The sequence below is a fragment of the Caballeronia sp. J97 genome (assembly GCF_905220305.1).
Classification (GTDB): domain Bacteria; phylum Pseudomonadota; class Gammaproteobacteria; order Burkholderiales; family Burkholderiaceae; genus Caballeronia.
Map to the genome: position 1 here is coordinate 926762 of NZ_CAJMZL010000001.1, position 24495 is coordinate 951256.

Sequence of the window (24495 nt, forward strand, 5' to 3'; positions counted from 1 at the left end):
CGATAAGCACCGAAATGAGCGACCAGCACATCGATTGGCGCGAACACGGCGTCAAGGTCATCAAGGGCGATCAGCTCGACACCAACACCCCGCAGACGCCCGGCATGAACCGCGCGGCCGCGATCAACGCGGCGCGCGTCGGCGCGCAGAAGATCTGGGCCGGCACGGTCACGATTCATCCGAATGCGAAGACGGGCGCGCATCATCACGGCGCGCTCGAGAGCGTCATCTACGTCGTGCGCGGACAGGCGCGCATGCGCTGGGGCGAGCATCTCGAATTCACCGCCGAGGCCGGTCCCGGCGACTTCATCTTCGTGCCGCCCTACGTACCGCACCAGGAAATCAACGCCAGCACGGACGATCCGCTCGAATGCGTGCTCGTGCGCAGCGACAACGAAGCGGTGGTGGTGAACCTGAACATCGATGCGGTGGAGAAGCCCGAGGAAGTCTATTGGGTCGATCCGATTCAAAGCATCCGCACGATCACTGAAGCGGGCGCAGGCGCGCGCGAGACGGCGCGTTCCTTGCTACCCCGCAAAGACGCGGCGGCGCTTTCCGCGCGGCTAACCCGATCGCTTGCGCGGCGAAAAGCCCGTACGAGCGCGACAACTACAACATCCGCACACGATGAAGAAACCTTCGACCGACGCGCATCTTCTCGAACTCGCCCGTCCAGGCGCGGGCGAACTGGGCAATCTCGCGATCGACGAGTACATGGCCGGGCGTCTCACGCGCCGCGAGCTGCTGCGCCACGCGAGCGTGCTCGGCTTGGCACTGAGCGCGGGCGGCCTCTTCGGCATGCCGAGTGCGCGCGCGCAAGGCGCGGGCAAGCCCGGCGGCACGATCCGCGTCGCGCATCTGATGCCGGCGGGCGCCGTCGATCCGCTCACGGTGACGGACGCGGCGGGTCTCGCGCTCATCAATCAGACCGGCGAATTCCTGATCGACGACGACAGCGAGCATCTGACGCTCAAGCCCGCGCTCGCGCTATCGTGGTCGTCGAACGCGAAGGGCGACGTGTGGACCTTCAAGCTGCGTCCGAACGTCAAGTTCCACGACGGCCAGCCGATGACCGCGAAAGACGTCGTCGCGACCTTCAACCGCCTGTCCGATCCCGGCGCGGGTTCGGCGGCGCTCTCCGTGCTGAAGGGCGTGCTGTCGAAGGATTCGGCGAAGGCCGTCGACGATCACACCGTGGAGTTTCATCTCGACGCGCCCAACGGCAATTTCCCGTACTACGTCTCCTCGGACACGTATAACGCCGTGATTCTCCCGGCGAATTTCACCGGTCCCTACGAGAAGACGTTCATGGGCACGGGCGCGCTGAAGCTCGAGAAATACACGCCGAAGGTCGGCGCGTCGTTCGTGCGCAATCCCGACTACTGGGGCGAGAAGTCGCTGCCCGATCGCGTGACCTTTTCCTTCTACGCGGATCAACAAGCCCAGCTTCTCGCGATGCAAGGCCGCCAGGCGGACGTGATGGGCGACTTCACCGTGCAGGGCGGCGTGTCGATACTCACGAATCCGCAGTTCAAGGTGCTCGGCACGAAATCCAGTTCGCATCGGCAGATGCACATGCGCTGCGACATGGCGCCTTTCAAGGACAAGCGCGTGCGTCAGGCGCTCGCGCTCGCGATCGATCGCGAGATCATTGTGAAGGGCCTGTTTCGCGGCCGCGCGCAGGTCGGCAACGACAGCCCGTTCGCGCCGGTGTTTCCGTCGAGCGATCTCGCCGTGCCGCAACGCAAGATCGACATCGCTCAGGCGAAGAAGCTGATGAGCGACGCCGGCGTGGCCAACGGCTTCGACGTCACGCTCACGACCGAGAAGTACATGGAGATCCCCGATCTCGCGGTCGTCGTGCAGAACGCGGCGAAGGCGATCGGCATTCGCATCCAGTTGAAGGTGGAAAGTCAGGATCTCTATTACGGCTCGGGCTCGTTCGGCAAGTCGGACTGGCTGGATTCGCCGCTCGGCATCACCGATTACGGGCATCGCGGCGTGCCGAACGTGTTCCTCAACGCGCCGTTGACGAGCGGCGGCACTTGGAACGCGGCGCACTTCAAGAATCCGGAGTACGACAAGCTCGTCGCGCAGTTTGTCGCGGCGCTCGATGTCGCGTCGCAGAAGAAGCTGTCCGGACAGATTCAGCATCTGCTGCTCGACGAAACGCCGGTCGTGATTCCCTACTTCTACGACCAGTTGATCGTCACGCGCGCCAATGTCTCGGGCGTGCGCTTCAACGCGATCTCACAGATGTGGTTCGACCGCGCGACGATCTCGGCCTGAGCGAATGAGCACGATCACGCCATCAACGAACATCGGCGCGCAACGCAGCGGCGCAGCGAAGGCACGGCGCATCGTGCGCTTCGTCGGCGTGCGGCTGCTGCTCGCGCTCGTCACGCTGTGGCTGCTGTCGATGATCGTCTTCGCGGGCGGCCAGCTCCTGCCCGGCGATGTCGGCCGCGCGATTCTCGGCCCGCTCGCCGATGCGCGCGCGGTCGCCGCGCTCAATCATCAGCTCGGCGTCGACCGGCCGCTCCTCACGCAGTATTCGAGCTGGATCGGCCATTTCCTGCGCGGCGACATGGGCGAGTCCTACGCGTTTCGCGCGCCGGTCGCGCCGTTCATCGGCAACGCGCTGTGGAACTCGGCGAAGCTCGGCGCGCTCGCGTTCGTCGTCGTGGTGCCGCTCGGCATTGCGGGCGGCGTGTATGCGGCGCTGCATGCCGGGCGATGGATCGATCGCTTGATCAGCATCGGCGGACTGACGGCGACGGTCGTGCCGGAATTCGTTTCGTCGATCGTGCTGATCCTGATCTTCGGCGTGTGGCTGCAATGGCTGCCGATCGAGGCGACCGCGCCCGCCGGCGCAGGCTTCTTCACGCAACTGGCGCATCTGATCCTGCCGGTGTTGCCGCTCGTCTTCGTGTTCTTCGGCTATATCGCGCGGATGGCGCGCGCCGGCACCGTCGAAGCGCTCGACGCCGACTACACTCGCACCGCAATCCTGAAGGGCCTGCCCCAGCGCGTCGTGATCCTGCGGCACGTGCTGCGCAATGCGCTGCTGCCGACCGTGACCGTCGCCGCGACGCAACTCGGCTACATGATCGGCGGGCTCGTGGTCGTGGAGACGCTGTTTCACTATCAGGGCATCGGCTCGCTGATCTACAACGCCGCGCAGGCGAAAGACTTTCCGATGCTCGAAGCGGGCGTGCTGACCATCGGCGTAATCTACACGGCGGCGAATCTGATCGCGGATGCGCTCTACGTCGTGTTGAATCCGCGTCTGCGCACCGGAGAACCGACATGAGCACGGCCAGCGCCACGCCCGCGTCCAAGGCGCGCAACTTCGAGGCGCTCGGCGCGCTGCTGCGCTCGGCCACTTTCGATATCGGCGTGCTGATCCTGCTCTTCTGGGTGCTGTGCGCGCTCTTCGGTCACTGGCTCGTGCCGCACGATCCTTACGCGTCCGATCCGCTCAATTCGCTCGCCGCGCCTTCGGGCGATCACTGGTTCGGCACCGATCAGCTCGGCCGCGACGTCTTCGCGCGCGTGATCGTCGGCTCGCGCGACATTCTGACCATCGCGCCTCTGGCGACCTTGCTCGGCACCGCGGCGGGCACGGCGATCGGGCTCGTCGTCGGCTATTTCGACGGCTGGGTCGACGCCGTCATCGGCCGCGTGATCGATGCGCTGCTCGCGCTGCCGCTCGTGATCGTCGCGCTGCTCGCGCTGGCCGCGGTCGGCGCGAGCAACACGACGGTGATCCTCGTCATCGGACTGACCTTCGCGCCGATCACCGCGCGCACCGTGCGTTCCGCCGTGCTGAGCGAACGGCATCTCGACTACGTGCTCGCGGCGCAATTGCGCGGCGAAAACGCGCTCTACATCATGTTCGCGGAGATCCTGCCGAACGTGCTGCCGCCAATCATCGTCGAGGCGACCGTGCGTCTCGGCTACGCGATCTTCGCCGTCGCGACGCTCTCGTTTCTCGGCTTCGGCATTCAGCCCCCGTCCGCCGACTGGGGCCTCGCGCTGTCCGAAAGTTACACGCTGATGGCGGGCGGCGCGTGGTGGACCGTCGTCTTCGATGCCGCCGCGATCGCGTCGCTGGTCGTCGCGGTCAATCTCGTCGCGGATGCCGTGCAAGGAGTGCTCGACCGATGAACGGACCGCCGCCATCGGCTTTCCCCACCTTCGGCGCCGCGAAAGGCGATCAGGCGGACGCGCTCACGGTCGTCGGCCTCACGGTGGCGTACCGCTCGCGCGGACGCGAACGCGAAGTGCTGCAGGACGTCACGTTGCGCGTGAAGCGCGGCGAGGCGTACGGGCTCGTCGGCGAATCGGGCTGCGGCAAGTCGACCGCCGCGCTCGCGGTGCTGCGTTACCTGCCGCGCAACGGGCGCGTGAAGGCGGGCCGCATTTCGATCGCCGGCCGCGATGTCGCCGCGCTCGACGCCGACGCGCTGCGCGGCATGCGGGCGAACGCCGTGTCGATGGTCTATCAGGATCCGGGACGCGCGCTGAATCCGTCGCTGACCATCGCGCGACAGGTCTCCGAAGCGTTCGAAGTGACCGGCGCGTCCGCCGACGAGGCGCGCTCCCGCACCGTCGAAATGCTCGAACGCGTGCGCATCGCGTCGCCCGAACGGGTGATGGAGAGTTATCCGCATCAGTTGTCGGGCGGCATGCAGCAGCGCATCGTCATCGCGATGGCGCTCGCGTGCAATCCCGAGCTGTTGATTCTCGACGAGCCGACCACCGGACTCGATGCCACCGTCGAGGCCGAAGTGCTCGATCTCATCGCGCAGCTGCGCGCGGAGCTCGGCACGGCCGTGCTCTTCATCAGCCACAATCTTGCGGTGATCGGGCGCATGTGCGATCGCGTCGGCGTGCTGTACGCCGGCAAGCTCGTCGAAGAAGGCACGACTGCCGATGTCTTTGCGCAACCGCGCCATCCGTACACGGTCGGCCTGCTGCGCTGCCTGCCGCGCGAAGGCCGCAGCAAGGAAACGGGACGGCTCGACACCATTCCCGGTTCGCTGCCGCTGCCGGGATCGATCGCGCAGGGCTGCATCTTCGCGCCGCGCTGCAAGCTCGCCGACGAGCGCTGTCTCAAGGACGCGCCGCCGCCCTATCGCGTCGCGTCGGCACACGGCGATCAGATGGCGCGCTGCCACTATCACGAACGCGCGCAAACGCTGCCCCGCTCGACCGACGAAGCGCCCGTGCCCGTCGCGAACGGTGACGAGCAACCGTTCGCCCTTTCGGCGCGCAATCTCTCGAAGACCTTCCGCGTCGGCGATGAAGACGTGCGCGCCGTCCACGATGTCTCGCTCGATCTCGTGCAAGGCGAGACGCTCGGGCTCGTCGGCGAGTCGGGCAGCGGCAAGACGACGCTCGCGAAGCTTCTGCTGGGCCTCGTGTCGCCCGATAAAGGCGCGTCGCTCGAACTCGACGGCGCGACGCTGCCCGAACGCGTGACGAGGCGCAGCGAAGAACAGGTGAAGTCGCTGCAGATCGTCTTCCAGAATCCGGATTCCGCGCTGAACCGTGCGCATTCCGTGCGGCAACTGATCGCGCGTTCGCTGTCGAAGCTCGCGGCGCTGCACGGCGAGGCGAAGGAGAAACGCCTGCATACGCTGACCGAATCGGTGCGGCTGCCCGAGCGCTATCTCGGCTCGCGCACGCGGCAACTCTCGGGCGGACTGAAGCAGCGCGTCGCGATCGCGCGCGCGTTCGCCGGCGATCCGCGCGTCGTGGTCTGCGACGAGCCGACGTCCGCGCTCGACGTCTCCGTGCAGGCCGCGATCCTCAATCTGCTTGCCGATTTGCAGCACGAACGGCGCGTGAGCTACGTGTTCATCTCGCACGATCTGCATGTCGTGCGGTATCTGTCGGATCGCATCGCGGTGCTGTATCTCGGGCGCATCATGGAGATCGGGCGAGCGGCCGCCGTCTTCGACGGGCCACAGCATCCGTACACCGAAGCATTGTTGTCCTCGGTGCCGTCGATCGACGGGACGCACGCGAAGCGCATCCGCCTGTCGGGCGAGTTGCCGAGCGCGGCGAATCCGCCTTCGGGCTGCGTGTTCCATACGCGCTGCCCGCGCAAGATCGGCGAGATCTGCGAGGCCCAAACGCCGCCGTGCCGCGACGCAGGCGACGGTCACGCGATTCATTGCCATATTCCCGTCGACGAATTGCGCACGCTGCAGCGTCAGCAAGGCTGATCTCGCGCAACGCGAAACGGCCATTCATCGGAACCAAAGCAGTTGTGCGCGTCTCTCATCGGTTCGACGTTCAACAACAACGAGGATTCAACCGATGAAACCCGCCCTTTCCGCCGCGCTCTGCGCACTGACCTTCGGCGTCGCAATGTCCGCGCAGGCGCAGAACACGCCGCAAGCCCCGACGCCCGGCGCATCCGATCCGACCTTCTCCGCCTATGCGCTCGCGCGGCAATGCGCCGCGAAGTCCGACAACACCGCGCAGGGGCAATGCGTCGGCGCCGTGCGCGGCATCGTGCGCGGCTATCAGTACGGCGTGCTGTTCCTGTCGCAGCGCTCCTCGCTGCCCGAGGGCGAGACGAAGCGGGTATCGCTGTGCCTGGCCGACACGACCGTCGCGTCGATCGTCGACGATTTCCTCGCCGACGCGAAACAGGTCAACGAAGCCGATCTCAAACGCACGCCCGCGGAAGTCGCGGTGCTCGGCTCGGTGCACGGACATCACGCGTGCACGTAAGCGCGGTCATTCAAAACGCGACAGGTGGCGGGACGATGGTTTTTTCGGCTTCCCGCCGCACGTGGCACGCTCAAAAGCGCTCCGGAACGAGCATGCAGGCACACTCCGGGTCGCGATAGCCGTCCGATTTCTGCCGTTTCGGAAGTTTCACTTTGGCGCGAGCCACGGGCTCGTACGGAATCAGGCTGAGCAGATGACTCACGATATTGAGCCGCGCGCGCTTCTTGTCGTCGGAACGCACGACGTACCACGGCGCGACGTCGATATCGGTCTTCGCGAGCATGTCATCGCGCGCGCGTGAATAGTCGTACCAGCGGCGATACGATTCGAGATCCATCGGCGACAGTTTCCAGACCTTGCGCTCGTCCTCGATGCGGTTTTCGAGCCTGCGCGTCTGTTCCTCGGGGCTGACGTCCAGCCAGTACTTGATCAGGATGACGCCCGAGTGCACGATGGCGCGCTCGACCGACGGCACCGTCGTCAGAAATTCCTGCGCCTGCGCCTCGGTGCAGAATCCCATCACGCGCTCGACGCCCGCCCGGTTGTACCAGCTCCGGTCGAAGATCACGACTTCGCCGGCCGCCGGAAAGTGCGGCATGTCGCGCTGAAAGTACATCTGGCTTTTTTCCCGCTCGGTCGGCGCGGGCAGCGCCACGACGCGAAAGACACGCGGGCTGACGCGTTCGGTGATGGCCTTGATGGTGCCACCCTTGCCGGCGCCATCGCGGCCTTCGAGCACGATGCACACCTTGGCGCCCGTGTGCACGACCCACTCCTGCAGTCTGACCAGTTCGACGTGCAAGCGCTGCAGTTCTTTCAAATACTTCTTGTTGCCGAGCTTGCTGTCCACTTGCTTGCTGACAAACTTCGACTCTTCGACGACATCCGACATAGGCTCCTCGCACTCGTGCGTTCTCGAAAAAAATCCTTTCGATTCTATCGAGCGCGACACGTCACTTTGTAGTGCGAATGTAATACTTGGTGCGCTGAAAAGCGCCTGCCGCGCCCAGCGGCGCGGACGGCGAATCGGCTTCCGTCGCTCACAGCATTTCCAACGAGCGCTTCGACGTCGGCGGCTTGAATTGCCCGTCGATGTCGGCGAGTTCATCGTCGGACAAGAGAAGGTCGAACGCCGCGCGATTCTCGCGCACATGGGCGACGTCCGCCGCTTTCGGAATCGCGAAAACCTGCGGTTGCTGGAGCACCCACGCGAGCGCGACCTGAAACGCCGACACGCCGCGCGCCGCCGCGATCCTCTCCAGCGCGCCACCGCGCGGCAGGCGCGCATGGTCGACCGGGCTATACGCCATCGCGGGCATGCGGCGCTCGCGCAGCCACGGCAGCAGATCGAACTCCGCCCCGCGCCGCGCGACGTTGAAGAGAATCTGATCGGTCGCGCAGGCGTCGCCGCCGTCGAGCGAAAAGAGTTCTTCCATGTCGTCGGTGTCGAAGTTGCTGACGCCCCAGTGACGAATCTTGCCGTCGCCCTTCAGTTTCTCGAAACCCGCGATCACGCCCTCCAGATCCTCTCCGCCGCGCCAATGCAGCAGATACAGATCGATGCGATCGGTCTTCAGACGCTTCAGGCTGCGCTCGCATGCGGCCTGCACGCCACGCTCGCTGCCGTTGTGCGGATACACCTTGCTCACGATGAAGAGTTCGTCGCGCCGGTCGCCGAGCGCTTCGGCGATCAGCTTCTCGCTTTCGCCGTCGCCGTACATTTCGGCGGTATCGATGAGCGTCATGCCGAGGTCGACGCCCGCCCGCAGCGCGGCGATCTCGCTCTTGCGCGCGTTCGGGCGCTCGCCCATTTCCCAAGTGCCCTGACCGAGCCTCGGGATGGTTTCGCCCGATGGCAGCGCGACCGTCGTCGGATGGGTTTGCGTCATGAAAAAAGTCTCCGTGTAGGTCCGCCGATTATCGCGCAAGGAGCGGGCCATCACGTCAGCCCAGTCCCACTACAAGCGGCCCGAGCAGCGGCAGCAGCAAATTGGCGAGTGCAAAGGTGATCGCGAACGGCGCGGCCGGCACTGCGCCTGGCGCCGTGCCGAGCACGCCAGCGAGCAGCGCCGCGCGTTGTCGTAACGCAAGACGGCCCACGCTATAGGTCGTGACGATGTCCGCCTGCAGCAGCGCGTTTCCGTACGAGCGCGACCATCGACAACGTGCCATATCGCCAGCCGCGCCCGATGTTCGCGAAGAACTGCGCAGCGCCGGAGAATCCCGGCGCGAAAATAAAAACCGCGAGTGCAATATGCCCGATATCCGGCTGGTATACGAGCGCTGCTCTTAGCGAGCATCAATGCGACGATCAGGTGCCGAAAACACCGCGAATTGAATCAGACCGAGCTTCACCGAGCCAGTCGAATAACCGATCGCGAGACTGAGAAACAAGGCGATTTCAAGCTGCGCGACAAGCGAATTCCATATTACGAAAAAGGTTTATTTGTGTTTTTACGAATGACGTGACTGTTGTTTTGATTTGCAACCGTCAACCTTTCAATTTTGCAAGACAATTTATCAATTGTGCATGTCGATAAAAAAAATCTTTCCATCCGGACCGTGATATACCACTTCGCAAACCATGAATTCCGTGGTGCAAAATGTGATTTCTTAAGCATTCACCTCATATATGATAATAAAATCAATATTTCTTCGCCTTATTCTGCGAGCAGGTCAGACAAGGCCGGAATGCACTTCGAATCAGAGCCGCTTGCGAACGACGTTCGTTGTCAAAATCCGCGCCTATTCAGACGGCACTTAACCCAACTGATAAACAATCGCTATTACCTACCTAATCTTTGTGATTTATATATTGCAATTTGTTGCCTCTGTCAATATTATCCATTTCACGGCTGTGCAATAACTGGACGCACGCTTGCAGCAAGGGCGTCAGTCCGGACCCCATATCGTTTCACAGAGAGGGCAACACGATGAACCAGATCCATGCAATGCGCGTTTTTGTACGCGTGGCAGATACGGAAAGCTTTCGCCGCGCCGCTCAACAACTCGATGTTTCAAATGCGCTGGTGACTCGGGCAATCGCCATGCTCGAAGCGCATTTGCGAACCCGTCTCATAAACCGCACTACCCGCAATCTGTCTCTCACCGAAGCCGGCACGCGCTATCTCGAAGGCTGCCGTGCGTTGCTGGAAGAATTGGATCATCTTGAATCGACCGTCACGCACACAGAGGGCGAACCCAGCGGCACATTGCGCGTCGTGGCATCCAGTGCGCTGTCGCTGCTTACGCTGACGCCGCTCATCGACGGTTTTCGAAAGATCTATCCCAAGGTCAATGTGCGCCTGACGCTCGCAGAGCGTCATGTCGATCTCGTCGAGGACGGATATGACGTCGGCATCGTCACGGCGTTCATGGTGACGAGCACCGCGCTCATCGAGCGGCCCGTCGGCACCAACGCATTCGTGCCGATCGCCACGCCGGCGTTCCTCGCCGAGCACGGCATGCCCGCCGCGCCCACTGACTTGCAAACCCTGCCGTCCGTCGGATTGCCGAACGAGATGCGCAGTCAGACCTGGCATTTCCGGCATCGGCACGGCGCCGCCGATCAGGTCTCGCTCGCGCCGGTCTATACGGTCAACAACGGACTGATGGTGCGTCTCGCCACGCTGAAAAGCATGGGCTTTTCGATTCTTCCCGAAGGCATCGTGCAAGCGGATATCGAAAACGGCACGCTCGTTCGTCTGCTGGACGATTATTCGATCGACGATCCCGACATGAAAGTGTCGATCGTCTATCCGGGACGGCAGTATCTGCCCGCGAAGACGCGCTTCTTCATCGACTATGCGCTCGATTTTCTGAGCCGGGAATTTGCCGCCAACGGCAGCCGCCCCGACGACTTGATCCGTCCGCCCCTGCCGTCGATCGTGCCGATGCAGGCAGCGATGCGCGGCGCCGCGGCGCCCGCGAGCGAACTGAGAGCCTGAAAACCACAAGGGCCAGCACGGCGTCCCGCCGTCTGGCCCATTGAACCGCAGAACTAAGCGTCCTCGCGCGCCCGGCTCGGGCGCCGCTCAAATCTCCCCGTATTCCGCACTCGATGCATCCGGCGCCGCGCACATCTCGCGCAGCAGCGACGCCTCGCGCTCGTGCACTTCCACCGGCATGCACAACGCGCCGGCATACGCCAGGTAGCGCGCGCGATGCTGACCGTTGCGAAACGCGACGACGCCTTCCCGATGCACGCCCAGAAGCCCGAGCAGCCCCGGCGAGCGGCGCACGCTGATCGTCACATAGGGCATTTCCGGCACGCGCGGATTGTCCGGATCGAGAAACTCGCGAATGCCGCGCACCTTGCCCGCGTGCCAGTCGTCGACGGCCTTGAGCACATAATCGGTGTCGTCGCGATCGGCGCACGCGAGCAGTTTTCTCACGTCGACGAGCACGACCTGATGACGTGAGCCATGGTCGTAGAAGACCCGCTTCAGACGCACGAAATCGTATTGCGGATGGCTCTGGAGCCGGACGATCCAGACCGCTTCTGCGGCGGTCGGCGCAACCATCGTGTCCATGATCGGCATATGAAAGAGACTGCGGCGCGCGCGCCCCGTGCGCGCGTGTTTCGCTGACGAACAACCCGAACGGGAGCCACTGAACAGACGCTCGGGCCAAATAAACTTTTACACCCTAGACGCGATTCATGAAAGCGCCGTGACGGGCACGCGGTGTGCTTTTGTTGCCAGAATCGAACACATCCACGCAGCCTGACGGCACGCGCCGTCAGGCATGCATCACACACGCATCGCTCAACGATAAGTGGACACCTCTTCCGATCTCATCGTCGCGCGGCCCGAGGGTCTCTTCTGTGTGCCGGGCAACTTCCATATCGACCCTTGGCGGCCTGTCGAACGCGCCGTCATCACGCACGCGCACGCCGATCACGCGCGCTTCGGTCACGCGCGCTATCTGGCGGCCGAGCCGGGCGTCGGCGTGCTGTTGTCGAGGCTGCCGGGCATCGACGTCCAAGGGCTCGCCTACGGGGAAACAATCGTCGTGAACGGCGTGCGCGTGTCGCTGCATCCCGCCGGTCATGTGCTCGGATCGGCGCAGGTGCGGGTCGAGCACAAAGGACGCGTGTGGGTCGCATCCGGCGATTACAAGATCGAGCCCGATCCGACCTGCGTGCCGTTCGAGCCGGTGCGCTGCGATACCTTCATCACCGAGTCGACGTTCGGCCTGCCGATCTATCGATGGGACAACGCGCGCGACGTCTTCGACGGCATCGATTCATGGTGGCGGCACAACGCGAGCGAAGGCCGTGCATCGGTGCTGTTCTGCTATTCGTTCGGCAAGGCGCAGCGCGTGCTCGCGGGCGTCGATGCCGCGATTGGGCCGATCTTCTGTCACGGCGCGGTCGAGCCGCTCAATCGCGCGTATCGCGCGGCGGGCGTGGCGTTGCCGGACACGCGACTCGTCAGCGAGATCGCCGCGCGGGACAAGGCGGCGTTCAAGGGCGCGCTGATCATCGCGCCGCCGTCCGCGCAAGGCAGCACGTGGATGCGCCGCTTCGGCGATTACAGCGATGCCTTCGCGTCCGGCTGGATGCGCCTGCGCGGCACGCGGCGGCGCAAGGGCGTCGATCGCGGTTTCGTGCTCTCCGATCATGCCGACTGGCCCGGCCTGCAACTCGCGATCGGCGCGAGCCAGGCCCAACGCGTGATCGTCACGCACGGCCAGATCGAGCCGATGGTGCGCTGGCTCCGCGAGCAAGGCCTGGACGCGGGCGCGTTCCAGACCGAATACGGCGACGACGCGATCGAAGCCGACACGGTCGAACCCGAGAGCGCCGCGCCATGAAGCGCTTTGCGACGCTCTATACCGCGCTCGATGCGACCACGTCGACCCACGCGAAACTCGAAGCGCTGATCGCGTATTTCTCCGGCGCGCAGGCCGAGGACGCCGCGTGGGCGTCGTACTTTCTCGCGGGCGGCAAGCCGCGCCAGTCGGTGCCGACACGCCTGCTCACGGAAATCGCCCGCGAGCGCGCGGGCTTGCCGGCGTGGCTGTTCGAGGAGTCGTATCAGGCGGTCGGCGATCTCGCGGAGACCATCGCGCACATATTGCCGCCGGCTTCGGGCGAGTCGTCGCTCGGGCTCGCGCAATGGATCGAGGAACGCGTGCTCACCTTGCGCGGCGCGAATCCGGCCGAGTTGCGCGAGCGCCTCTCGAGCTACTGGGACGAACTGAACTGGAGCGAGCGCTTTTTGCTGACCAAGCTGATCGGCGGCGGCTTTCGCGTGGGCGTCGCGCGGCAGCTCGTCGTGCGCGCGCTGGCCGAAGTCGCGGGCGTCGATCACAAGCGCGTCGCGCAACGCATGGTCGGCTGGACCGATTCGCGCGAGAAGCCGAGCGCCGCGCGCTATCTGCGGCTGATCGCGCCGGCAGCCGAAGGCGACGATGTCGACACGCCGCACGAAAGCGATATCGGCCTGCCCTATCCGTTTTTTCTCGCGCATCCGCTGCAGGCCGACCCGGCGACGCTCGGCACGCCCGATGACTGGATCGTCGAATGGAAATGGGACGGCATACGCGCGCAGATCGTGAAGCGCGCGGGCCGGGTGTGGATCTGGTCGCGCGGCGAGGATCTCGTCACCGAGCGCTTTCCGGAGCTTGCGTCGCTCGGCGCGGCGCTGCCCGACGGCACCGTGATCGACGGCGAAATCCTCGCGTGGGAACCGGGCGCGAGCGCGCCTTTGCCGTTCGCGCGATTGCAGCCGCGCATCACGCGCAAGTCGCTCACGAAGAAGGTGCTCGCGGACTCGCCCGCCGCGCTGCTCGCCTACGATCTGCTCGAAGCCGGTGGGCGCGACCTGCGCACCGCGCCGCTGCATGCGCGGCGCGCGCAACTCGACGCGCTCGCGTCCTCGCTCGCGGTCGATGTGCTGCGCGTCTCGCCGATGGTCGTCGCATCGGACTGGGCAGCGCTCGCCGCGTTGCGCGACGAAAGCCGCGCGCGCGGCGTCGAAGGACTGATGCTGAAGGAGCGCGCGTCGATGTACGGCGTCGGGCGCACGAAGGCGTCGGGCACATGGTGGAAGTGGAAGATCGATCCGTATTCGATCGACGCGGTGCTGCTCTACGCGCAGCGCGGCCACGGACGCCGCGCGAGCCTCTATACCGATTTCACCTTCGCCGTCTGGGACGAAGCCGACGGCAAGCGCACGCTCGTGCCCTTCGCGAAGGCCTATTCCGGCCTGACCGACGAAGAAATGCGCCGGGTCGACGCGATCGTGCGCAAGACGACGATCGAGAAATTCGGTCCGGTGCGCAGCGTGACGCCGACGCTCGTCTTCGAGATCGGCTTCGAGGGCATCCAGGCGAGCCCGCGCCACAAGTCCGGCATCGCCGTGCGCTTTCCGCGCATGCTGCGCTGGCGCACCGACAAGAAGATCGAAGACGCCGATACGCTCGACATGCTCAAGGGCTTTCTGAACGAGGCGAACGCATGAGCGCGCCCGAGTCGTCCGACGAGCGCAGGCGTCGCGCGCCGCGCCCTCGCCGCGTGCCGCGCACGCGCGCGGCACAGGCGAAGCTCGATGCCGCCGCCGAGGCTTTCGCGCCCGCGCCGTTCGCGTACGACGCGGATGAGGCGGCGAAGCCCATCGATGAGCGCATCGCGCACTGGTTCGTCGAACGCGGATGGCGGCCGTTCGAATTCCAGCGCGAAGCGTGGCGCGAGATCGAACGCGGCGCGAGCGGCCTGCTTCACGCGACGACCGGCGCGGGCAAGACGTGGGCCGTGTGGCTCGGCGCGCTCGCCGCGTATGCTCACGCGCCGCCCAGGGCCAGCGCGCTTCCCGCGCCGCTCACCGTCCTGTGGATCACGCCGATGCGCGCGCTCGCCGCCGACAGCGCCCGCGCGCTGCAAAGCGCGGTGAGCGCGCTGTCCGTGCCGTGGACGATCGGGTTGCGCACGGGCGACACTTCATCGACCGAACGCGCGCGTCAGAATCGCCGCATGCCGTCCGCGCTCGTGACGACACCCGAAAGCCTCACGCTGATGCTCACGCGCGCCAATGCGCAGGAGGAACTGAAGCACCTGCGCATGATCGTCGTCGATGAATGGCATGAGCTGCTCGGCAACAAACGGGGCACGCAGACGCAACTGGCGATTGCGCGGCTCGCGCGCTGGCGTCCCGATCTGCAAATCTGGGGCTTGTCCGCGACGCTCGGCAATCTCGCGCTCGCGCACGATGCGTTGCTGCATCCCGTGAAGACGCCGCGCGTTGTCGTGCGTGGCGCGCAACCGAAGACGCTCGTCGTCGATACGCTGATTCCCGAGACCATCGAGCGCTTTCCGTGGGGCGGGCATCTGGGCGTGCGGCAAGTCGGACCGGTCGCCGATGAAATCGAGCGCGCCCAAAGCTCGCTCGTCTTCACCAACACGCGCTCGCAAGCGGAAATCTGGTATCGCGCGCTGCTCGAGTTGCGTCCGGACTGGGCGGGCCTGCTCGCGCTGCATCACGGCTCGCTCGATAAGGAAGTGCGCGACTGGGTCGAGACGGGACTCAAGAACGGGCAACTGAAGGCGGTCGTGTGCACGTCGAGTCTCGATCTGGGCGTCGACTTCCTGCCGGTCGACCGCGTGTTCCAGATCGGCTCGCCGAAGGGCGTCGCGCGCCTGATGCAACGCGCGGGACGCTCGGGCCACGCGCCCGGCCGCGTATCGCGCGTGACGATCGTGCCGACGCACGCGCTCGAACTCGTCGAAGCGGCGGCGGCGCGCTGGGCGATTCAGGAACATCGGATCGAAGGACGCGACATGCCGCTCAAGCCGCTCGACGTGCTCGTGCAGCATCTCGTGACGGTGGCGATCGGCGGCGGCTTCAGGTCCGCCGACATGCTCGACGAAGTGCGCACCGCGTATGCCTATCGCGATCTGACGGCGCAGGAGTTCGACTGGGCGCTCGCGTTCGTCGAGCGCGGCGGCGCATCGCTCGCGGCGTATCCGGATTTTCATCGCGTCGTGAAGGACGATGACGGCGTGTATCGCGTGCCGCGCGAAGACCTCGTGCGCAGGCATCGCAACAACGTCGGGACGATCGTCGCGAACGCGACCATCAACGTGGCCTACATGACGGGCGGGCGCATCGGCGCGATGGAGGAATCGTTCATCTCGCGCCTGAAGCCCGGCGACATTTTCACGTTCGGCGGACGCGCGCTCGAACTCGTGCGCGTGCGCGACATGACCGCCTACGTGAAGCGCTCGAACTCGTCGCGCGGGGCAATGCCGCAATGGGCGGGCAGCAAGATGCCGCTGTCGTCGGAGCTGGCCGATGCCGCGCTCGTGATGCTCGCGCGCGCCAGCGACGGCATCTACGACGAACCCGAAATGCGCGCCGTCAAACCCTTGCTCGACTTGCAGGCGAAATGGTCCGCGCTGCCGGGGCCGGGCGTGCTCGTCGTCGAACAAGTGCGCTCACGCGAAGGTCATCACTTCTTCTGCTATCCGTTCGCGGGGCGCATGGCGCATATCGGTCTGGGATCGCTGATCGGCTGGCGCGTCTCGCGCGATCAGCCGAGCACCTTCTCCATTTCGATGAACGACTACGGCTTCGAGCTGCTGTCGGCGCGGCCGTTCGATTGGGAAACGCTGATCGCGCAGGGGCTCTTTTCGCCGGAGCATCTGGAGCACGACATTCTCGCGAGCCTCAATGCGTCGGAGCTGTCGGCGCGGCGCTTTCGCGAAATCGCGCGCGTGTCCGGGCTGATCTATCAGGGTCATCCGGGACAGCAGAAAAGCGCGCGGCAGTTGCAGGCGTCGAGCGGCCTGTTCTACGAGGTCTTCCGCAAGCACGACAGCGGCAATCTTCTGCTCGCGCAGGCCGATCAGGAAGTGATGCTGCAGGAGCTGGAGCTCGGCCGCATCCGCGCGGCGCTCGAACGCATGAGCGAGAGCCGTCTCGCGCTGCACGCGCCGAAGAAGCCGACGCCCTTTGCGTTTCCGCTGATCGTCGCGCGCTTGCGTGAAAAGGTGAGCACTGAGAAGCTGTCGGATCGGGTCGCGCGCATGCTCGCGGATCTGGAGAAGGCAGCGAAGGGATAAATGGCACTCGAAGCACTGACCATCGACGTGAACGGCCACGCGCTCGTGTTATCGGCGGGACGCGCGGCGTTCGATCCGCACTTGAAAAGCCTCTTCATCGCCGATGCGCACTTCGGCAAGGACGCCGTGTTTCGCGCGCGCGGCATTCCGGTGCCCGTCGGCACGACCGGGGAGAGTCTGGCGCGGCTCGATGCGCTCGTTGCGGCGCATCGGCCGGAATCGATCGTCTTTCTCGGCGACTTGCTGCACGCGCGCGAATCCCACGCCGATGAAACGCTCGACGCGCTCGCCGCATGGCGCGCGAAGCATCGGGAATTGCGGCTCGTGCTCGTCGAAGGCAATCACGACAGGCACGCGGGCGCGCTGCCCGCGCTCTTCGGCGTCGATGTCGTGAAGGAGCCGCACGCGCTCGGGCCGTGGGCGCTTTGCCATCATCCGCGGACGGTCGACGGCGCTTACGCGCTCGCGGGACACGAGCATCCGGTATATCGACTCGCAACGCGCATCGACAGCGCACGCCTGCCGTGCTTTCGTTTCGGTCCGCGCGCGGGCGTGCTGCCCGCGTTCGGCGCGTTCACGGGCGGCTACGAGGTGAACGGCGACGTGCGCGGCGAAGCGCTCTATGTGATCGCCAGCGAACGCGTGTTCCCGCTCAGTGATAGATCGTCGTCGATGATTGCAGCTTCGTGAGCTTGCCGCGCTGCAAGCCGTACCAGCCGAGATTCGACTGCATCACCACTTCCTCGCCCTGCCAGAACACGCGTTTGACCGTCATGCGCTGGCCGGCGCGTTGCACGAGCGGCGGGTTGCGGCGGAAATCGTAGAGGATCGGGCCGGTATCGGTCTGCACGAGCATGCGCGTGACGGTGTCGCTCGAGCCGGACGTTTCATCGAAATGAACGATGCGCTTCGCGTCGAAGCGATCGAACACTTGCGTGTCGATGAGCGCGGCCATGCCGGACTCGTCGCGCAGAAAATGCAGCGCCCCGGCTCGGGTGGCGATGGGACCGGCGGCGTCGCTCTGCGCGGCCGCGAGCGTGGCGATGAACAACGTGCCCGCGGCTGCCGCGCGGAAAAAGAATTGTGTCAGTGACATTTTTCGATCAAAAAGGTGCTGCGTTTTTCCAACACTCGGCGCCGGTGGCGACGCGCAAGGAATGCACGGTGGCTGCCCTGTTACCGGAAACATCTGACGCATGATGCCGGTGCGTCTGCAAAACTCATGCGTCGCCGCCGCGTCCGAAAGAATATCCGTTCGAGGCGGAGCATGGCCGGGCCGGTCGGCATCAGGGTTTATACCAGCATCGAAAATTACCTTTCGGTACAATTCGAGCCTTCAACTCCGCCTCGGCGCCTGCATCGCTCAATCCGACGATGCGCCCAGACGTGACACTTCGTCCGCTCCCGCCATGCCTCTGCCTCTCTTCGCTCTCGCCGTTGCCGCGTTCGGCATCGGCACGACCGAATTCGTCATCATGGGCCTGTTGCCCAACGTCGCGCGCGATCTCGCGGTCACGATCCCGGCGGCGGGCATGCTCGTGTCCGGCTATGCGCTCGGCGTCACGGTAGGCGCGCCGATTCTGGCGGTGGTCACCGCGAAGATGCCGCGCAAGAAGGCGCTGATGGGCCTGATCGGCGTGTTCATCGTCGGCAACACGCTGTGCGCGCTCGCGCCGAACTACTGGGTGCTGATGGGCGCGCGCATCGTCACCGCGTTCTGTCACGGCGCGTTCTTCGGCATCGGCTCGGTGGTCGCCGCCGATCTCGTCGCGCCGAATCGCCGCGCGCAGGCCATTGCGCTGATGTTCACCGGGCTCACGCTCGCCAACGTTCTCGGCGTGCCGCTCGGCACCGCGCTCGGCCAGGCGGCCGGTTGGCGCTCGACGTTCTGGGTCGTCACGCTGATCGGCGTGGCGGCGGCGGGCGCGCTCGCCGTGTGCCTGCCGAAGCATATCGAGATGCGCGACACCAGCATCCTGCGCGAATTCGACGTGCTCAAGAACCCGCAAGTGCTGATGGTGCTCGGCATCAGCGTGCTCGCATCGGCGAGCCTGTTCTCGGTGTTCACGTATATCACGCCCATCCTCGAAGACGTGACGGGCCTTTCGCCGCACGCGGTCACCTATGTGCTGCTGCTCTTCGGTCTCGGCCTCACCGTCGGCAGCACGCTCGGCGGCAAGCTCGCGGACTGGAAGCTGCTGCGCTCGCTGCTGTCCTTCCTGCTCGCGATCGTCGTCATTCTGACGATCTTCGCCGGCACGATGCACGAACCCGTGCTGGCGATGATCACGATCTTCTTCTGGGGCGTGCTCGCGTTCGCGATCGTGCCGCCGCTGCAGATCCTGATCGTGAACCGCGCGAGCGATGCGCCGAACCTCGCATCCACGTTGAATCAGGGCGCGTTCAACCTCGGCAACGCCACCGGCGCGTGGCTCGGGGGCTGCGTGATCGGCGCGGGCGCGCCGCTCACGTCGCTGCCGTGGGTCGGCATTCTGATGGCGGCGAGCGCGTTCGGCCTCACGCTGCTGTCGGCGACGCTGGACAAACGCGCGCGCCGTCTTTCGATCGGACAGGCCGCCTGATTTCCGGCGCTCGGTACGTGGGATGAAGGGAATCCTCACGCGCGATTTTCTCGCGCTGATCCTGAGCGTCGCGGTGGTCGGCCTGGGCCTCGGCGCGACGCTGCCGCTCACCGCGCTCGCGCTGACGCAGGCGGGGCGCGGCACCGGCATCGTCGGACTGATGACGGCGATGCAGGCGGCGGGCGGCCTCGCCATCGCGCCGCTGGCGAGCCGCGTCGCGGCACGGTACGGCGCGCGCGCGACGATTGTCGGCACGGTGATCGTCGCGGCGCTGTCCACCATCGCGATGCAGTTCACGGTCGACCTGTGGCTATGGGCCGTGCTGCGTTTCCTGTGCGGCGCGGCGCTGATGCTGCTCTTCACGATCGGCGAGGCATGGGTCACGCAGCTCGCCGACGATGCCACGCGCGGGCGCGTCGTCGCCATCTACGCGACCAACTTCACCCTTTTTCAGATGACGGGCCCGGTGCTCGTCAACGCGATCGGCGGCCTGCCGTCGTTGCGCTTCGCCATCTGCGGCGCGATCTTTCTGCTGGCATTGCCCGCGCTCGCCTCGATACGCGGCACGCCGCACGCGCTCGCCGCCGACGAAGGCGAACACGGCGACTGGCGCGCCGTGCTGCCGCGCATGCCGGCGCTCGTGATCGGCACGGGCTTCTTCGCGCTCTTCGACACGCTCGCGCTTTCGCTGATGCCGCTCTTCGCGATGTCGCACGGAATCGGCGAGGACGTCGGCGTGCTGTTCGCATCGGCGATTCTTCTCGGCGACACGACGATGCAGTTTCCGATCGGCTGGCTCGCCGATCGCGTCGGGCGCGCGAAGGTGCATGCGGGCGCGGGTGTCGTCGCGGCGCTGCTGTTGCCGCTCTTGCCGTGGGCCGTCGCGTATCCGTGGATCTGCTGGCCGCTGCTCTTCGTGACCGGCGCGGCGGCGGGCAGCGTGTACACGCTGTCGATCGTCGCGTGCGGAGAGCGCTTTCGCGGCCCGTCGCTCGTTTCCGCGACGGCGATCGTCGGCGCGTCGTGGAGCGTCGCGAGCTTCGGCGGTCCGATCGTCGCGGGCACGCTGATGCAGCGCGTCGGCGCGGACGCGTTGATCGGCGTGTTGACGGCAGCGGCGTGCGCGTTTCTCGTCGCGGCGTGGTGGGAACGGCGTGCGTCGTCCGCGCGCGCGTCCGGCTAGGACGCGATTGCGCGCGCCGGCAAAATCCGCCCCGCGCAATCGCCGAATCCGACGCGATATCCGTCGCCCTGACACCAGCCGCGCAAGGTGATTTCATCGCCGTCCTGCAGGAACACGCGCTCGCCGCCCTCTTCCAGCTTCACGGGCCGCTGGCCGTTCCAAGTGCTTTCGAGCAGGCTGCCGCACGAATCCGGCGTCGGTCCGCTGATCGTGCCCGAGCCCATCAGATCGCCCACGCGCGTGTTGCAGCCGCTCACCGTGTGATGCGCGAGCTGCTGTGCCATCGACCAGTACATCAGGCTGAAGTTGGCGCGCGAAATGGTCGTCGGCTTGCGCGCGCCTTCGGGGCGCAGCACGACTTCCAGTTCGATATCGAACGCGTGATCGCCCTCGTGGCGCAGATACGCGAGCGGTTCGGGCGCCTGCACCGGCGTCGCGGTGCGGAACGGCTCGAGCGCATCGAGCGTGACGATCCAGGGCGAGATGGTCGTCGCGAAGCCCTTCGAGTTGAACGGGCCGAGCGGCACGTATTCCCATTGCTGGATATCGCGCGCGCTCCAGTCGTTGAGCAGCACCATGCCGAAGATATGCTGCTCCGCGTCCTCACACGCGATCGGCTCGCCGAGCGCATTGCCGCGGCCGATGATGAAGCCCGTCTCCAGCTCGATATCCAGCTTGCGGCACGCGCTGAAAATCGGGCGCTCTTCGTTCGGCAGCTTGATCTGGCCGTTGGGCCGGCGCACCGGCGTGCCGCTCACCACCACCGACGACGCGCGTCCGTTGTAGCCGACCGGCAGCTCCGACCAGTTCGGCAGGAGCGCGTTCTTCGGATCGCGGAACATCGAGCCGACGTTCGTCGCGTGCTCTCTCGACGAATAGAAATCCGTGTAGCCCGGAATCTCGACCGGCAGATGCATCGTCGCGTCGGAGCGCGGCACGAGCGCGCGGCGGCGCAAGGCTTCGTCGTCGCGCAGCGTCGCGTTGCCTTGTGCGAGCAACGCGGAAAGCGCGATACGCACGTCGCGCCATGTGTCACGCCCGCGCGCGATGAAGTCGTTCAGGCGCGGCTTGTCGAACGTGCGTTGCGCGTCGATCAGGCCGGCGCGTTCGAGCGCGGCCAGATCGACGATCCAGTCGCCGATCGCGACGCCCGCGCGCGCTTGCGCGTTCACCGCGTCGCTGAAAATTCCGAACGGCAGGTTCTGGATCGGGAAGTCGTTCGCGGGATCGTTCGCGGATTCGATCCAGCTCTTCAGGGCAGGCGCGAGTGTGGCCTTCAGCGCGTCGTTCATCGTTGCTCCGGGTTGAAATGTTTCGTGAGGCCTTGCCAGCACTCGTAGTAATTCGCCTGTAGTTGCGCGGTTTCGAGCGCGAACTGCGTCGGCTTGATGAGCGTGCGCGTCTCGAACATGAAGGCCATCGTGGCGTCGACCTTCGCGGGCTTCGACGTATCGGACTTCGATGCCTTCTCGAAAGTCTCCGCGTCCGGCCCGTGCCCCGACATGCAGTTGTGCAGACTCGCGCCGCCCGGCACGAAACCTTCGGCCTTCGCGTCGTACACGCCGTGCACGAGTCCCATGAACTCGCTCGCGACATTGCGATGGAACCACGGCGGACGGAACGTATCCTCGGCGGCGAGCCAGCGCGGCGGGAAGATCACGAAGTCGATCGTGTCGACGCCCGGCGTGTCGCTCGGCGACTGCAGCACGAGGAAGATCGACGGATCGGGATGGTCGTAGCTGATCGAGCCGATGGTGTTGAAGTGGCGCAGATCGTATTTGTACGGCGCGTAATTGCCGTGCCACGCGACGACATCGAGCGGCGAATGGCCTATGTCCGCGCGCCAGAGCACGCCGTTCATTTTCGTGACGAGCTCGAACTTGCCCTCGCGGTCTTCATAGGCGGCGTGCGGCGTGAGGAAATCGCGCGGATTCGCGAGCCCGTTCGAACCGATCGGACCGAGATCGGGCAATTGCAGCAACGCGCCGAAGTTCTCGCAGATATAGCCGCGCGCTTCGCCGTCGGGCAGCGCCACGGAAAAACGCACGCCGCGCGGAATGACCGCGATCTCGTACGGTTCGACGTCCAGTTTGCCGAGCTCGGTGAAGATCGCGAGGCGGCCTTGCTGCGGCACGATCAGCAGTTCGCCGTCGCTGTTGTAGAAGAAGCGGTCCTGCATCGACCGGTTCGCGGCGTAGAGATGGATCGCGCAGCCCGACATCGATTCCGCGGCGCCGTTGCCGGCCATCGTCACCCAGCCGTCGATGAAGTCGGTCGGCGCAGCGGGCATCGGCAGCGGGTCCCAGCGCAATTGATTGGGCGGCGTCGCGGGCACATCGGCGAAATTGGCGACGAGCTTTGCGCGCAGCATGTCGGCGGGCACGCGCGTGAACGGCTTGTGGACCGCGCCCGGCCGGATGCGATAGAGCCACGAGCGGCGATTGTGCGCGCGCGGCGCGGTGAACGCCGTGCCCGAAAGCTGTTCCGCATACAAGCCGTAGGCCGCGCGCTGCGGCGAGTTGCGGCCGATAGGCAACGCGCCCGGCAGCGCCTCGGTGGCGAAGTCGTTGGCGAAGCCCGACTGGTAGTGCTGGTTGGCGTCCGTGTGCGTCTCGAACGTTGGCATGGTCGAAATCCTCGACGAAAAGTACGACGGTTCAGGCAGCGACGATGTGTGTGCGATGTGTCATCGCTGCGTTTTACGCATAGTAAAACCAATTACGATTAGTGAAATTCATCGTAAACCCTTAATCGACGGCCTCGATCGGGCATATCAATATGTGAATTTGGTGCTGGACGCGGTGTTGCGCGCTGATACCATCGACCATTCCGATAACAATCGCCCGGTACGGCACGCCTCACGAACCCGATGCTCCATCCATGATCGCCCCGTCTTTGCCCGAACTCGTCGCCCGCGCTGCGGAACATCCGTTTCTCGGCGCGCATGTCGTGCTCGGCGAGCACGAGCACGCCGGAGAGGCGATCGCGCATTACCGCGATCTTTGCATCTCGAGCGCTTACGAACCGATCTTCGATGTCGGCACGCACAGCTTTCCGCAAACACTGAGCGCATCGCCGGAGAGCGCCCAGCGTTTCGGCGACGAACTCGGCGTGCAGGCGTTGACGCTCATTCAGGGCGATGCACCGCGCGATCCGTTCGGGCAACTGGAAGACGATCGCGAGCTGGTCGCGCTGGACCGGTTATCGCGCGCGCTGCATGCGTTCAATTTTTTCGGGCCGCATCGGCCGGGGCTTTTGTTTTTGCGCGTGCACGAACGCCTTTTGAAGAGCGTGAAGTATGACCACGGACTGCACTTCTCTTCCGTGCTGATGGAGTTCGGGATGAGTCCGTCGCGCGTGGTGATCGAATTGCCGGCGGCGGCCGTGGCGCACAAGACTTTTCTCGGCTATCTCACCAAGAGCTATCAGCACTACGGTTTCAAGGTGGCGGGCAATCTGCCCAATGCCGGACAGATCATGGCCGTGTCGGATATGGCGCGGCTCGACTTCATCAAGATGGATGCGGCGCAGGCCCTGCGCGATTCAGTGGTTAAGCATCTGGTGGCGTATGCGCATCGGTTGAGGATTCCGCTCATCTTTTCGAATGTCTGCGATGAAGCGCAGTTCAATGCGCTGCAGCAGTTCGATGTGCATTTCGTGCAAGGGCCGGTGTTCGATGAGCATCCGAGTTTGCAGGGGAAATAGGGGGTTGGGGTTCTGGGTTTGGTTTTCGCCGGATCCCGATTTCGCGTCGGTCTATTAGCACTGCCCCTGTGCGGGGCGGCAGTCACTTTCTTTGCTTACTTTGCCGCCGTGTTCACCAAGGTTCTCGTGGAATCCCGTATTCGTGGCGGTCTATTAGCACTGCCCCTGTGCGGGGCGGCAGTCACTTTCTTTGCTGCTGCAAAGAAAGT

The 24495-nt window shown here is 65.2% G+C and carries 21 protein-coding genes and 1 pseudogene; 15 read left to right on the plus strand and 7 right to left on the minus strand.

The annotated features are described in order from the left end of the window. Positions 1–14 precede the first annotated feature (14 nt). The 6 genes and pseudogenes from U4Y90_RS04265 to U4Y90_RS04290 all read left to right on the plus strand — a co-directional run bounded on the left by U4Y90_RS04265 (position 15) and on the right by U4Y90_RS04290 (position 6750). Positions 15–490, plus strand: a pseudogene (locus U4Y90_RS04265) (cupin domain-containing protein). Between the two features lie 137 nt (positions 491–627). After that, positions 628–2289, plus strand: coding sequence for an ABC transporter substrate-binding protein (locus U4Y90_RS04270; protein WP_321792466.1), 1662 nt, complete (start codon positions 628–630; stop codon positions 2287–2289). Positions 2290–2293: 4 nt separating this feature from the next. Then, positions 2294–3313: an ABC transporter permease gene (locus U4Y90_RS04275; RefSeq protein ID WP_321792468.1), complete on the plus strand. Its 1020-nt coding sequence runs from the start codon at positions 2294–2296 to the stop codon at positions 3311–3313. After that, positions 3310–4170 carry an ABC transporter permease gene (locus tag U4Y90_RS04280; protein ID WP_321792470.1) on the plus strand — a complete coding sequence of 287 codons (861 nt, stop codon included), beginning with the start codon at positions 3310–3312 and terminating at the stop codon, positions 4168–4170. Before U4Y90_RS04275 ends, U4Y90_RS04280 begins: the two co-directional genes overlap by 4 nt. Further along, a complete protein-coding gene (locus U4Y90_RS04285; protein ID WP_321792472.1) occupies positions 4167–6236 on the plus strand; it encodes an ABC transporter ATP-binding protein in 2070 nt (689 codons plus the stop codon). The genes U4Y90_RS04280 and U4Y90_RS04285 overlap by 4 nt, the downstream gene beginning before the upstream one ends. A 94-nt stretch (positions 6237–6330) precedes the next feature. Then, positions 6331–6750, plus strand: a complete 420-nt coding sequence (locus tag U4Y90_RS04290; protein ID WP_321792474.1) for a hypothetical protein — start codon at positions 6331–6333, stop codon at positions 6748–6750. 70 nt (positions 6751–6820) lie between these two features. On the opposite strand, the gene ppk2 is transcribed toward U4Y90_RS04290, so the two are convergent. From ppk2 to U4Y90_RS04305, 3 genes are all read right to left on the minus strand, one after another. Further along, complete coding sequence (gene ppk2 / locus U4Y90_RS04295) at positions 6821–7642, minus strand: polyphosphate kinase 2 (RefSeq protein WP_321792476.1); 822 nt, start codon at positions 7640–7642, stop codon at positions 6821–6823. 148 nt (positions 7643–7790) lie between these two features. After that, positions 7791–8639 (minus strand): aldo/keto reductase, encoded by an 849-nt coding sequence (locus tag U4Y90_RS04300; RefSeq protein WP_321792478.1) that lies wholly within the window; start codon positions 8637–8639, stop codon positions 7791–7793. 55 nt (positions 8640–8694) lie between these two features. Then, the gene (locus U4Y90_RS04305) at positions 8695–8922 is read right to left on the minus strand and encodes a hypothetical protein (RefSeq protein ID WP_321792609.1); all 228 of its coding nucleotides are present in this window, start codon (positions 8920–8922) and stop codon (positions 8695–8697) included. Between the two features lie 761 nt (positions 8923–9683). On the opposite strand from U4Y90_RS04305, the gene U4Y90_RS04310 reads away from it, so the two are divergent. Further along, complete coding sequence (locus tag U4Y90_RS04310; RefSeq protein ID WP_415749287.1) at positions 9684–10697, plus strand: LysR family transcriptional regulator; 1014 nt, start codon at positions 9684–9686, stop codon at positions 10695–10697. Between the two features lie 87 nt (positions 10698–10784). Here the strand turns inward: U4Y90_RS04310 and U4Y90_RS04315 are convergent, their stop codons facing one another. Beyond that, positions 10785–11291: a plasmid fertility inhibition factor family protein gene (locus U4Y90_RS04315; RefSeq protein ID WP_321792480.1), complete on the minus strand. Its 507-nt coding sequence runs from the start codon at positions 11289–11291 to the stop codon at positions 10785–10787. Between the two features lie 235 nt (positions 11292–11526). Between U4Y90_RS04315 and U4Y90_RS04320 the strand changes: the two genes are divergently transcribed. The 4 genes from U4Y90_RS04320 to pdeM are packed head-to-tail and all read left to right on the plus strand — an operon-like array spanning position 11527 to position 17506. Then, the gene (locus U4Y90_RS04320) at positions 11527–12567 is read left to right on the plus strand and encodes a ligase-associated DNA damage response exonuclease (RefSeq protein WP_321792482.1); all 1041 of its coding nucleotides are present in this window, start codon (positions 11527–11529) and stop codon (positions 12565–12567) included. After that, positions 12564–14219 carry an ATP-dependent DNA ligase gene (locus tag U4Y90_RS04325; protein ID WP_321792484.1) on the plus strand — a complete coding sequence of 552 codons (1656 nt, stop codon included), beginning with the start codon at positions 12564–12566 and terminating at the stop codon, positions 14217–14219. The genes U4Y90_RS04320 and U4Y90_RS04325 overlap by 4 nt, the downstream gene beginning before the upstream one ends. Next, positions 14216–16816: a ligase-associated DNA damage response DEXH box helicase gene (locus U4Y90_RS04330; RefSeq protein WP_321792486.1), complete on the plus strand. Its 2601-nt coding sequence runs from the start codon at positions 14216–14218 to the stop codon at positions 16814–16816. Before U4Y90_RS04325 ends, U4Y90_RS04330 begins: the two co-directional genes overlap by 4 nt. Then, on the plus strand, positions 16817–17506 hold the full coding sequence (pdeM, locus tag U4Y90_RS04335) for a ligase-associated DNA damage response endonuclease PdeM (RefSeq protein ID WP_321792488.1): 690 nt from the start codon (positions 16817–16819) through the stop codon (positions 17504–17506). Here pdeM and U4Y90_RS04340 read toward each other — a convergent pair. Next, positions 17469–17912 (minus strand): hypothetical protein, encoded by a 444-nt coding sequence (locus tag U4Y90_RS04340; protein ID WP_321792490.1) that lies wholly within the window; start codon positions 17910–17912, stop codon positions 17469–17471. The two genes, pdeM and U4Y90_RS04340, sit on opposite strands and share 38 nt — an antisense overlap. 313 nt (positions 17913–18225) lie before the next feature. Here U4Y90_RS04340 and U4Y90_RS04345 point away from each other — a divergent pair, with 313 nt between their 5' ends. Together U4Y90_RS04345 and U4Y90_RS04350 are read left to right on the plus strand one after the other, a co-directional pair. Continuing rightward, positions 18226–19398 (plus strand): MFS transporter, encoded by a 1173-nt coding sequence (locus tag U4Y90_RS04345; RefSeq protein WP_321792492.1) that lies wholly within the window; start codon positions 18226–18228, stop codon positions 19396–19398. Positions 19399–19420: 22 nt separating this feature from the next. After that, positions 19421–20581: an MFS transporter gene (locus U4Y90_RS04350; protein WP_321792493.1), complete on the plus strand. Its 1161-nt coding sequence runs from the start codon at positions 19421–19423 to the stop codon at positions 20579–20581. On the opposite strand, the gene fahA is transcribed toward U4Y90_RS04350, so the two are convergent. Beyond that, a complete protein-coding gene (fahA, locus tag U4Y90_RS04355) occupies positions 20578–21873 on the minus strand; it encodes a fumarylacetoacetase (protein WP_321792495.1) in 1296 nt (431 codons plus the stop codon). The two genes, U4Y90_RS04350 and fahA, sit on opposite strands and share 4 nt — an antisense overlap. After that, positions 21870–23207, minus strand: a complete 1338-nt coding sequence (hmgA, locus tag U4Y90_RS04360; protein ID WP_321792496.1) for a homogentisate 1,2-dioxygenase — start codon at positions 23205–23207, stop codon at positions 21870–21872. Before hmgA ends, fahA begins: the two co-directional genes overlap by 4 nt. A 254-nt stretch (positions 23208–23461) precedes the next feature. Between hmgA and U4Y90_RS04365 the strand changes: the two genes are divergently transcribed. Both U4Y90_RS04365 and U4Y90_RS04370 read left to right on the plus strand, forming a co-directional pair. After that, a complete protein-coding gene (locus U4Y90_RS04365) occupies positions 23462–24286 on the plus strand; it encodes an EAL domain-containing protein (protein WP_321792498.1) in 825 nt (274 codons plus the stop codon). An 18-nt stretch (positions 24287–24304) separates the two neighbouring features. Then, positions 24305–24495, plus strand: a 191-nt coding sequence (locus tag U4Y90_RS04370) for a hypothetical protein (RefSeq protein ID WP_321792500.1), incomplete at its 3' end; no start/stop codon positions are given.

Excerpts from the sequence above, each read along its gene's own strand:
- U4Y90_RS04365 (WP_321792498.1), top strand. The coding sequence starts at position 23,462 with ATGATCGCCCCGTCTTTGCCCGAACTCGTCGCCCGCGCTGCGGAACAT.
- U4Y90_RS04270 (WP_321792466.1), top strand. The coding sequence starts at position 628 with ATGAAGAAACCTTCGACCGACGCGCATCTTCTCGAACTCGCCCGTCCA.
- U4Y90_RS04345 (WP_321792492.1), top strand. The coding sequence starts at position 18,226 with ATGCCTCTGCCTCTCTTCGCTCTCGCCGTTGCCGCGTTCGGCATCGGC.
- U4Y90_RS04280 (WP_321792470.1), top strand. The coding sequence starts at position 3,310 with ATGAGCACGGCCAGCGCCACGCCCGCGTCCAAGGCGCGCAACTTCGAG.
- U4Y90_RS04310 (WP_415749287.1), top strand. The coding sequence starts at position 9,684 with ATGAACCAGATCCATGCAATGCGCGTTTTTGTACGCGTGGCAGATACG.
- U4Y90_RS04285 (WP_321792472.1), top strand. The coding sequence starts at position 4,167 with ATGAACGGACCGCCGCCATCGGCTTTCCCCACCTTCGGCGCCGCGAAA.
- pdeM (WP_321792488.1), top strand. The coding sequence starts at position 16,817 with ATGGCACTCGAAGCACTGACCATCGACGTGAACGGCCACGCGCTCGTG.
- U4Y90_RS04340 (WP_321792490.1), bottom strand. The coding sequence starts at position 17,912 with ATGTCACTGACACAATTCTTTTTCCGCGCGGCAGCCGCGGGCACGTTG.
- U4Y90_RS04315 (WP_321792480.1), bottom strand. The coding sequence starts at position 11,291 with ATGCCGATCATGGACACGATGGTTGCGCCGACCGCCGCAGAAGCGGTC.
- U4Y90_RS04325 (WP_321792484.1), top strand. The coding sequence starts at position 12,564 with ATGAAGCGCTTTGCGACGCTCTATACCGCGCTCGATGCGACCACGTCG.
- U4Y90_RS04300 (WP_321792478.1), bottom strand. The coding sequence starts at position 8,639 with ATGACGCAAACCCATCCGACGACGGTCGCGCTGCCATCGGGCGAAACC.
- U4Y90_RS04305 (WP_321792609.1), bottom strand. The coding sequence starts at position 8,922 with ATGGCACGTTGTCGATGGTCGCGCTCGTACGGAAACGCGCTGCTGCAG.
- U4Y90_RS04290 (WP_321792474.1), top strand. The coding sequence starts at position 6,331 with ATGAAACCCGCCCTTTCCGCCGCGCTCTGCGCACTGACCTTCGGCGTC.
- U4Y90_RS04275 (WP_321792468.1), top strand. The coding sequence starts at position 2,294 with ATGAGCACGATCACGCCATCAACGAACATCGGCGCGCAACGCAGCGGC.
- fahA (WP_321792495.1), bottom strand. The coding sequence starts at position 21,873 with ATGAACGACGCGCTGAAGGCCACACTCGCGCCTGCCCTGAAGAGCTGG.
- ppk2 (WP_321792476.1), bottom strand. The coding sequence starts at position 7,642 with ATGTCGGATGTCGTCGAAGAGTCGAAGTTTGTCAGCAAGCAAGTGGAC.
- U4Y90_RS04350 (WP_321792493.1), top strand. The coding sequence starts at position 19,421 with ATGAAGGGAATCCTCACGCGCGATTTTCTCGCGCTGATCCTGAGCGTC.
- U4Y90_RS04330 (WP_321792486.1), top strand. The coding sequence starts at position 14,216 with ATGAGCGCGCCCGAGTCGTCCGACGAGCGCAGGCGTCGCGCGCCGCGC.
- hmgA (WP_321792496.1), bottom strand. The coding sequence starts at position 23,207 with ATGCCAACGTTCGAGACGCACACGGACGCCAACCAGCACTACCAGTCG.